Source organism: Collimonas sp. NPDC087041, assembly GCF_044745265.1.
Lineage (GTDB): Bacteria > Pseudomonadota > Gammaproteobacteria > Burkholderiales > Burkholderiaceae_D > Collimonas.
Genome location: NZ_JBIUZX010000024.1, coordinates 1 through 9,407 on the forward strand (window position 1 = coordinate 1; position 9,407 = coordinate 9,407).

The 9,407-nt window shown below is 56.6% G+C and carries 10 protein-coding genes; 6 read left to right on the plus strand and 4 right to left on the minus strand.

Annotation, left to right across the window (positions count from 1 at the left end; genetic code table 11):
- On the plus strand, nucleotides 1-1,581 hold a 1,581-nt coding region (locus ACIPF8_RS24365), incomplete at its 5' end, for a molybdopterin oxidoreductase family protein (RefSeq protein ID WP_400426326.1).
- Nucleotides 1,578-1,838, plus strand: a complete 261-nt coding sequence (locus ACIPF8_RS24370; protein ID WP_400426328.1) for a formate dehydrogenase subunit delta — start codon at nucleotides 1,578-1,580, stop codon at nucleotides 1,836-1,838. The genes ACIPF8_RS24365 and ACIPF8_RS24370, both read left to right, overlap by 4 nt.
- A 15-nt stretch (nucleotides 1,839-1,853) precedes the next feature.
- On the opposite strand, the gene ACIPF8_RS24375 is transcribed toward ACIPF8_RS24370, so the two are convergent.
- Nucleotides 1,854-2,783: a LysR family transcriptional regulator gene (locus ACIPF8_RS24375; RefSeq protein ID WP_400426330.1), complete on the minus strand. Its 930-nt coding sequence runs from the start codon at nucleotides 2,781-2,783 to the stop codon at nucleotides 1,854-1,856.
- 195 nt (nucleotides 2,784-2,978) lie between these two features.
- Between ACIPF8_RS24375 and ACIPF8_RS24380 the strand changes: the two genes are divergently transcribed.
- From ACIPF8_RS24380 to oxlT, 4 genes are all read left to right on the plus strand, one after another.
- On the plus strand, nucleotides 2,979-3,314 hold the full coding sequence (locus ACIPF8_RS24380) for a hypothetical protein (RefSeq protein ID WP_400426332.1): 336 nt from the start codon (nucleotides 2,979-2,981) through the stop codon (nucleotides 3,312-3,314).
- Between the two features lie 154 nt (nucleotides 3,315-3,468).
- Complete coding sequence (locus ACIPF8_RS24385; RefSeq protein WP_400426334.1) at nucleotides 3,469-4,236, plus strand: fumarylacetoacetate hydrolase family protein; 768 nt, start codon at nucleotides 3,469-3,471, stop codon at nucleotides 4,234-4,236.
- Between the two features lie 65 nt (nucleotides 4,237-4,301).
- The gene (locus tag ACIPF8_RS24390) at nucleotides 4,302-5,312 is read left to right on the plus strand and encodes a 2-dehydropantoate 2-reductase (protein WP_400426336.1); all 1,011 of its coding nucleotides are present in this window, start codon (nucleotides 4,302-4,304) and stop codon (nucleotides 5,310-5,312) included.
- A gap of 223 nt (nucleotides 5,313-5,535) precedes the next feature.
- Nucleotides 5,536-6,849 carry an oxalate/formate MFS antiporter gene (gene oxlT / locus ACIPF8_RS24395; protein ID WP_400426338.1) on the plus strand — a complete coding sequence of 438 codons (1,314 nt, stop codon included), beginning with the start codon at nucleotides 5,536-5,538 and terminating at the stop codon, nucleotides 6,847-6,849.
- 44 nt (nucleotides 6,850-6,893) lie between these two features.
- Here the strand turns inward: oxlT and ACIPF8_RS24400 are convergent, their stop codons facing one another.
- The 3 genes from ACIPF8_RS24400 to ACIPF8_RS24410 all read right to left on the minus strand — a co-directional run bounded on the left by ACIPF8_RS24400 (nucleotide 6,894) and on the right by ACIPF8_RS24410 (nucleotide 9,191).
- A complete protein-coding gene (locus tag ACIPF8_RS24400; RefSeq protein WP_400426340.1) occupies nucleotides 6,894-7,871 on the minus strand; it encodes an NAD(P)H-quinone oxidoreductase in 978 nt (325 codons plus the stop codon).
- A gap of 293 nt (nucleotides 7,872-8,164) precedes the next feature.
- Nucleotides 8,165-8,338 (minus strand): hypothetical protein, encoded by a 174-nt coding sequence (locus ACIPF8_RS24405; protein ID WP_400426342.1) that lies wholly within the window; start codon nucleotides 8,336-8,338, stop codon nucleotides 8,165-8,167.
- 244 nt (nucleotides 8,339-8,582) lie between these two features.
- Nucleotides 8,583-9,191 (minus strand): Crp/Fnr family transcriptional regulator, encoded by a 609-nt coding sequence (locus ACIPF8_RS24410; RefSeq protein WP_400426344.1) that lies wholly within the window; start codon nucleotides 9,189-9,191, stop codon nucleotides 8,583-8,585.
- Between the last annotated feature and the right edge of the window lie 216 nt (nucleotides 9,192-9,407).

Here is a 9,407-nt window from a genome sequence, read left to right on the forward strand (position 1 = left end):
AAGCTGATCGTGGTCGATCCGCGCACTACCGAGATGGTGAAGTCGCCGCATGTGCAGGCCGATTATCACTTGAAGCTGCGGCCCGGCACCAACGTTGCCGTGGTAACTGCACTGGCCCATGTGATCCTTTCGGAAGGGCTGGAACAAGCTGATTACATCGATCAGCGTTGCGATCGTCAGTCCTATGCGGATTGGAAAGCGTTTGTGCTGCGCCCGGATAATTCGCCGGAGGCGACAGAGCACATTACCGGTATACCAGCAGTGGAAATGCGCGGCGCGGCCAGGTTGTTTGCCACAGCCGGCAACGGCGCCATCTATTACGGCCTCGGCGTAACGGAACATGCGCAAGGTTCGACCACCGTGATGGGCATCGCCAACCTGGCGATGGTCACCGGCAATGTTGGTCGTGAGGGCGTCGGCGTCAATCCTTTGCGCGGCCAGAACAATGTGCAGGGCTCCTGCGACATGGGTTCATTCCCACATGAGCTGCCGGGCTATCGGCATATTTCGGACAGCATTGCGCGCGCCGAGTTCGAGCAAGCCTGGCGCGTCACCTTGAGCCCTGAGCCTGGCTTGCGTATCCCGAACATGTTCGACGCCGCCATGGACGGCAGCTTCATGGGGCTGTATTGCGAAGGCGAAGATATCGTCCAGTCCGATCCGAACACACAACATGTGACGGCGGCCTTGTCCAATATGGAATGCATTGTGGTGCAAGACATCTTTCTCAATGAGACGGCCAAGTACGCGCATGTGTTCCTGCCTGGTTCGTCGTTCCTGGAAAAGGATGGCACCTTCACCAACGCCGAACGCCGCATCTCGCGCGTGCGCAAGGTGATGCCGGCGAAGGCCGGACTTGCCGATTGGGAGGTCACGGTTGCACTGGCCGCGGCGCTGGGATATGAAATGCCGTACAAGCATCCATCGGAAATCATGGATGAGATCGCGGCGCTGACGCCGAGCTTCCATGGCGTCAGCTACGCCAAACTGGAAAAACTCGGCAGTATTCAGTGGCCTTGCAACGACGCCGCGCCGGAAGGCACGCCGATCATGCATATTGACCAGTTTGTGCGCGGCAAGGGAAAATTCATCAACACGCAATATATCGCCACCGATGAGAAGGTCACGCAAAAGTATCCATTGATCCTGACCACCGGCCGCATCCTCTCGCAATACAATGTCGGCGCCCAGACTCGCCGTACCGACAACGTGCAGTGGCACAGCGAGGACCGGCTGGAAATCCATTCGCATGATGCTGAGGATCGCGGCATACGCGAAGACGACTGGGTCGGCATCGAATCGCGGGCAGGGCAGACGGTATTGCGTGCGACGGTGACTGAGCGGGTGCAGCCGGGCGTGGTGTACACCACCTTCCACTTTCCGGAATCGGGCGCCAATGTCATTACCACCAATAATTCCGACTGGGCCACCAATTGCCCGGAATACAAGGTGACTGCGGTGCAAGTGATGCCAGTTGCGCAACCGTCAGAGTGGCAACGCCAATACAGTCGCTTCAACAATGAGCAACTGGGACTGTTGGCAGGTGAGGCAAGCCCGATACTGGATGCGGTCGCCAAATGAGCCATCCCACGCACGATATGAAAGGCGGCGCCTTGGCTCCTGATCACCTGATAAAAATGGCGAACCAGATCGGTTCATTTTTTGAAACCATGCCGGACCGGGCGCAGGCGCTGGTCGATATCGGCAGCCACATCAAGCGCTACTGGGAACCCCGCATGCGGCGCTCGTTGCTGCAATATGTCGACCAGCAGGATGGTGTTGAACTCAAGGATATTGTATTGGAGGCGCTGCGCGTACATCGCGAGGCAGTGCTCTGATATAGCTGCGGGGATTCAAGAAGGAAGCTTGAAGCGGGTCAAGGTTTCAAGCAGCGCCGCACCATCGCTCATCAGGAAATTCTTGAAGGCTACTGCTACCGGCGGTAGCTCCTTGTTGCGCCGGTGTACCACATACCAATCCAGCATCGCCGGGAAGCCTTGTACGTCGAGCACGACCAGGTTGCCGACTTGCAGCTCCAGGCTGATGGTATGTACGGACAGGAAACTGACTCCCATGCCGGCAATCACGGCTTGCTTGATCGTCTCGAAACTCTTGATCTCCATCGCCACGTTCAGGTTGCTCAAATGATCGCCGAAACTCTCCCGCATTGAATTCCAGGTATCCGAGCCGCGTTCGCGCACGATGAAAGGTTCACGCATCAGGCGTGTCATCGGGATGCTCTTCTTTCCAGCCAGTGGATGCTGCGGCGCCGCCACGATGACATAGGGGTGGGGCGCGAACGATCGGTTGATCATGTCGCCATCCTCCGGCGGCCTTACCATGACGGCCAGATCGGTCTGGTTGTCGCGCAGGCTGCGCAGCAGTTCTTCGCGATTATGGACGGTCAGGTTCAGGCAGACATTGTCATTGCGGCGTTGGAATTCAGCCAGCAAGCGTGGGAAAAAATAATCGCCGGCGCTGATGACGGCGACATTCAGGCGGCCGCCAGAGACTCCCTTTAGCTGCGCCATTGCATCTTCGGTTTCACGAAATTGCTGGATGATCATGCGGCCGTGGCGCAGCATTTCGACGCCGGCGGCGGTCAGATAGATTTTCTTGCCGAGCTGTTCGAACAGCGGCAAGCCGGCATGCTCTTCAAGTTGCTTGACTTGCAGCGAGACGGCCGGCTGCGTCAGGTGCAACTCCTCAGCTGCACGCGAATAACTCAAGTGGCGCGCCACAGTCTCGAAGGTTTTCAACTGCCTCAACGTTGCGTTTTTCATTGCTGTCTCACTGTGATGCATAAGCGGCGACTAATCGTTGTGCGCAAAAACTTTAACTATTGCTAATGCTTTGTTTTCCCTACCATGGCTTCAAGCCTGGCGAGACATGAAACTGCAGACATGCAGCGCTAACCGACAGGCCAATCCCATCATCGAAGCGTGTCAAAGGCGCTTGCAACCTGGAGGTAATGCATCATGGCTAGCATCACAATCGATCCGATCCTGCTTGATCCGCACGAAGAAACCAACCTGTTTGCGTACAACGCCGCGTTTCATGAGCTGGGCTTGAGCTGGCACTGGGATTTCGACAGCTATCGCGCATTGCTGGCAGGCGCCGGCGAGAAAAACCTGATTTGCCACTATCTCGAAACGCATCAGCGCCATTTGCTGAATGCCTACGACGCTGAATTCCTGACCGAGGCCATCGAGAACGCCAAGTCGCGTTGCCTGGAAAAACTCAAGGCTTTCGGTATGCCGGCTGCATTCAATGTCAATTGGGCGGAAGTGCAGCGTCGCGAAATCGGTATCTGAATCATAGCCGTCAATGACGCCGATGCGGCGTACCGGGCTGGCTAAAAAATGGCGAATCTTGACCGCAGTCAAGGCTGCTCATTACAAGTCCTCCCACAATCGGTCAACCAGCAAACCATGACTTGCATCACGGACCTTATTTTGAAAGAGAAAAATGATACAGCGTTGGCTGCGTTTCAAATATCGGGATGTTGTCCATTTCGGCACGCTGGAAGGAACCCGCATCCAGCTATGGGAAGGCGCGATGTTCAAGGATCCCACCCCGTTGGGGACGTATGTCGATGCGGCTGAAGTGGTTTTGTTGACGCCGACCCAGCCGACCAAGATCCTGGCTTTGTGGAACAACTTTGCTGCGCTCGGCGCGAAGCTGAATCTTGCCAGGCCGGCGGAGCCGCTGTACCTGATCAAGTCGCCCAACTCGTATCTGAATCCGGGACAGACGATCCGCCAGCCGGCTTCTGGCGGCAAGGTGGTGTTCGAGGGCGAGCTGGGAATCGTCATCGGCAAGTTTACCCGGCAGGCAAATGAAGCGGAAGCGGAGAAAGCCATCTTCGGCTACACCTGTGCCAACGACGTGACGGTGGCCGATATCCTGAACCGCGATCCATCTTTTGCGCAATGGGTGCGCGCCAAAGGGTTCGATACTTTTTGCCCGTTCGGCCCGGTGGTGGCAACCGGGCTCGATCCGCGCACGCTGACCGTCAAGACCATCTTGAACGGCGAAGTCCGGCAGGATTATCCGGTCAGCGACATGCTGTTTTCAACAACCCAGCTGGTCAGCCTGATTTCGCAGGACATGACGCTTTATCCCGGCGACATCATCCTGTGCGGCACGTCGGTCGGTGTCGGCTCGATGAAGCCGGGCAGCAGCATCGAGATCGAAATTGCCGGTATCGGCAAGCTCAGCAACCGTTTTGAGTAGGGCGCAGATCGGCGGCTAAAGATGCGATCGCAATCCAGGTTTTTCATTTCAGGTAGGGAGCAATCATGAAAATTGCAATTGTAGGAGCCGGCGCCATTGGCGGCTATGTCGGCGCGAAGCTGGCGCTGGCCGGCGAGGACGTTACTTTTATTGTCCGTGGCGCCAATCTCGATGCCATCCGGCGCAATGGCATGAAATTGATCATGGAAGACGGCACGGAGCATATCGCCGACCAGGTCAAGGCGACCGACAACTATCAGCAGGCCGGACCTCAGGACCTGGTGGTGCTGGCGCTCAAGGCGCACCAGTTGGAAGCCATCGCTGACGACCTGCATCATTTGCTGGGGCCGGATACGTCCATCGTGACGATGCAGAATGGCATCCCTTATTGGTATTTCTACAAAACCGGCGGCGTGCTTGAAGGCAGCCATTTGAAAACGGTCGACCCGAGCGGCGCCATCAGCCTGAAAATTCCGGCTTCGCGGGTGATCGGTTGCGTCGTCTATCCGGCTTCCGAGCTGATTGCACCGGGCGTGGTGCGGCATTTCGAAGGCGAGCGCTTTCCCTTGGGCGAACTGGATGGTTCTTCCAGCGAGCGCGTGACACGAATCGCCGCATGCTTTGTCAAGGCTGGCTTCAAGGCGCCGGTGCTGGACAATATCCGCGCCGAAATCTGGCTCAAGCTGTGGGGCAACGTGAGTTTCAATCCGATCAGCGCGCTGACCCATTCGACGCTGGTCGATATCTGCCAGTTTCCGTTGTCGCGCGCGTTGGCCGCAGCATTGATGAATGAGGCGCAGGCGATTGCCAACAAACTCGGGATTACGTTCCGGGTGCCGCTGGACAAGCGCATCGCCGGCGCCGAGAAAGTCGGCAAACACAAGACTTCGATGCTGAGGGATGTGGAATCGGGGCGCGCACTGGAAATCGACGCGCTGGTCGGTTCAGTGCTCGAACTGGGACGCCTGACCGAAACGCCGACCCCGCATCTCGATACGGTGTACGCGCTGGTGAAACTGTTGGCAAAAACCTTTGAAGAAGAACGCGGTCAGGTGCAGTTGCGGCGCGCTGCCTGAGTGGTGGGCAGCGTCGTCGATGCTGCCCGGCTTTCGTGGGCAATAGCCGATCCAATGTCCGTAATCTTGACCGCCGTCAAGGATTCGCAGGAGGAATTCTCGCAAAATCAATCATCGCAGAAGCTGCGTTCGTCATCGTGACGATAGAACATCGCAGCACCGTACTTGCCGTCGCAACACACCAGAATATAAGCAGTTTAAAAAATATCAGGAGACAAGACGCATGGACATCAGCAATTCCAAGGGCGTGCCAAACCGGTGGATCCAACTGGTCATCGGTATTATCTGCATGGGCCTGGTCGCCAATTTGCAATACGCCTGGACTTTATTCGTCACCCCGATGGATGCCAAGCATCACTGGGGTCAGGCGGCAATTCAACTGTCATTTTCGATTTTCATCGTGACCGAAACCTGGCTGGTGCCGATTGAAGGCTGGCTGGTCGATAAATTCGGGCCGCGGCCTGTGATTGCGGTCGGCGCCATCTTCGCCGGCGCCGGCTGGGTCATCAACTCGATGGCCACCAATTTGTTCGAACTGTATGCGGCAGCTATCATTGCCGGGATCGGCGCCGGTTGTGTATACGGCACATGTGTCGGCAATGCATTGAAATGGTTTCCCGACAAGCGCGGCCTGGCTGCCGGCATGACGGCGGCGGGCTTTGGCGCTGGTGCAGCGGTGACCGTGATTCCGATCGCCAGCATGATCCAGACCGCGGGTTACGAACAGGCTTTCCTGTTCTTTGGCATCCTGCAGGGCGCCTGCATTTTCATCCTGGCCATGCTGATGGTGCGGCCGGTACCGCCCAAGGGCGCTGTGGCGTCGAAGAAGCTCAATGTGACGAAGGTGGACTATAAGGCTGGGCAAATGATCCGCACCCCGGTGTTCTGGGTGATCTACGTGATGTTTGTTGCGGTGGCCGCCGGCGGCTTGATGGCGACCGCGCAACTGGCGCCGATTGCCAAGGATTTCGGTATTGCCAACTTGCCGATGACCCTGCTTGGCGTGACCATGCCGTTGCTGACCATGACGCTGTCGATCGATAACCTGTGCAATGGCTTCACTCGTCCGTTGTGTGGTTTCATCTCCGACAAGATCGGCCGCGAAAATACCATGTTCATCGTTTTCATTGGCGAGGGAGTTGCGCTGCTCGGGTTGATGCAATACGGTCACAACCCGTATGCCTTCATGGTCTTCGCGGCGCTGATATTCCTGTTCTGGGGCGAGATATTTTCGATCTTCCCAGCGATTTGCGCCGACACCTTCGGCAGCAAATATGCAGCGGGCAATGCCGGTACGCTCTACACCGCCAAGGGTACGGCGGCCTTGCTGGTGCCGCTGACCTCGGTGCTGTCGGCTGGTGGCGCGTGGAACCGGGTATTCATTGCCGCTGCGGCGATCACCATCTGTGCCGGACTGGCCGCCAAATTGGTGCTGGCGCCGATGCGCAAGCGCTGGATAGAAAAGACGGTTCCGGCTACTGCGCCGGCGTACGAAGCGCGCACCTCACCAACTAAGGCAGTTGAGCAGTCTATCTGAGAACAGCACGGCCACGCTATCGAAGCGTGGCCGTGCTGCAGACACTATAGAGAAAGCATGATCTTGCCGATATGCGCATTGGTCTCCATCAAGGCGTGGGCTTGTGCGGCTTGTTCCAGCGGGAAGGTTTGATAGATGACCGGCTTGATCTTTCCGGCATCAAGCAACGGCCAGACATGCTGGCGCAACTGGCTGGCAATCGCCGCCTTGAATGCCGGCGAACGGGGCCGCAGGGTTGATCCGGTCACGGTCAGGCGTCGCAGCAGCACCTGGCCAAAATTGACGTTGGCCTTGGCGCCGCCGAGCATGGCGATGAACACCAACCGGCCGTCATCGGCCAGGCAATTTAATTCACGCTGGATATAATCGCCGGCCACCATGTCGAGGATCACGTCGACGCCCATGCCGCCGGTGGCCGATTTCACTACCTCGACAAAATCCTCGCTGCGGTAATTGATGCTACGTTCCGCGCCGAGCGCCTCGCAGGCGCGGCATTTGTCATCCGAGCCGGCAGTCGCGAACACCCGGTGCCCAAGCGCTGTTGCGATCTGGATCGCGGCAACGCCGATGCCAGAGGTTCCACCCTGGACCAACAAGGTTTCGTCAGTGCCAAGGTGGGCGTGGTCGAATACATTGCTCCACACGGTAAAGAAGGTTTCGGGCAACGACGCCGCTTGCAAGGTGGTCCATCCGACGGGTATCGGCAGACATTGCGCGTACGCCGCGGTGCAGTATTCGGCATAGCCGCCGCCCTGGACCAGTGCGCAGACCAGGTCACCTTTTTTCAAAGTGGTCTGGCTGAAGTCGCCGTCGACGATTTCTCCGGCTATCTCCAAGCCGGGCAGCGGAGATGCACCGGCTGGTACCGGATAGTTGCCGGCGCGCTGCAATACGTCAGGACGATTGACGCCGGCGGCATGCACCTTGATTAATACTTCGCCTGGTTTGCATGCGGGAATCGGCTGTTCGCCGACTTGCAGGACTTCCGGTCCGCCAAAGGCGGTGATGCTGATGGCGCGCATGGACTTATCCCTTGATGTCAGTGGTTCCTGCAGTTTATGCACATGCGAACAGCATCGCATTGACCGTCATCAATCATGGGAAAATTTAATCGGAGAGTGGCATGTCGCGATTAATCATATAGCGTTAGCGTATAACTATATTCTGCTGCGATGCGGAAATTCTGCGGGGAAGGGAGCTGCGGAGAGGACGAAAAGGGATGCCGGAAACAATAACAGCCAATCTCAGATTGGCTGTCGTGGACTACATACTGCTAATGCCGGATATCCGACACGGATGCGAAGCTTGCAGGTAATTACATGCCCCATGTGTATTCGGCGTCGGCCTTGTCTGCTTTGGTTTCTGCATCAAGCTTTTCGCGCAGGCTGATACCGAACAGGGTCGAAGCTACTGCATAGGCGGCGCCGGCGATCTTGCTGGCTACACCGGCGTTGTCGGCCGGGGTGAAGCTGTTGGTTGCGGAAGTCAAGGTAGTACTCCTGTTAAAGTGAAAATCGTCTTATGCTGCTTTGCATTATAGGTTTCGAATATTGAAACTTCTAATGACATTATCCGATAACTGGTATGCCATCTGTCAATATCTTGCGCTGCAATATAAGGGGATTGTCGCGGAATACAACACATTGCGGACGATTTGGCCTGCTCATGAGGCGTGTGCGGTGTTTGCCGGGGCATCGTGTATACATAAGTGTATACACGATTGTTTTCAGTATCTAAATTTTCCCTTGGTGTTTCAAGCGGCTAAGCGTCTCGGGAGAGATGTTCAGATAGGTCGCCAGTTCCTTTTTCGGGATGCGATCATAGAGATCCGGATGCTTGCGCAGGAAGCGGTGCACACGTCCCGGTGCATCCAGTAGATGCAGCGTGATGGTATGCGCCATGATTTCGCTCATCAGCCGCATCACTTCATATTCAAACGCTTGCTTCAATTTAGGATGCTTGTCCATGAACGCTGCCCATTGCTGCAACGGCAATTTGGCCACGCGCGCCTTGGAGACGCAGACGATGCTGTATGGCGTCGGCGTTTTCAGGCGCCAGGCGGCGTAGCTGGTCTCCATGTCGCGCTCGTCGGCGAAGCGCAGGATCATTTCCTTGGCTTGCTGGTTGGTGACGACGCGTTTCAGGATGCCGTCCAGGATGAAGTATTGCTCCATCTCGTGTATCCCCTGGTGCAACAGGATTTCACCCTTGGCGCCGTCGACCACCACCAGGTGCGATTCCAATTCGAGCATTTCGCTCTCGTTTAATTCTTTTAAAACATTATTTTGCCGGAGCTGAACACGAATGATGTTTTTCTCTGAATGGTTTTCTATGAGGGTCATGTAGGCGTTCTAAGGAATGGTCGACAGCGTGGAAGATGATGCGTGAAATCTTGACCGGGGTCAATGATGGGCCGGGGCGGTCTGTCTAAGATGGCATCAAGCAGTGCAGAGAATAACCGAAGAGACAACCGACAACAGGAGGCGCAATGGCAGCAGTCATATCCGAGCTCAAGGCCGTGGCAAGTACGACGGCCGATGACACACTCAAACGCAAGA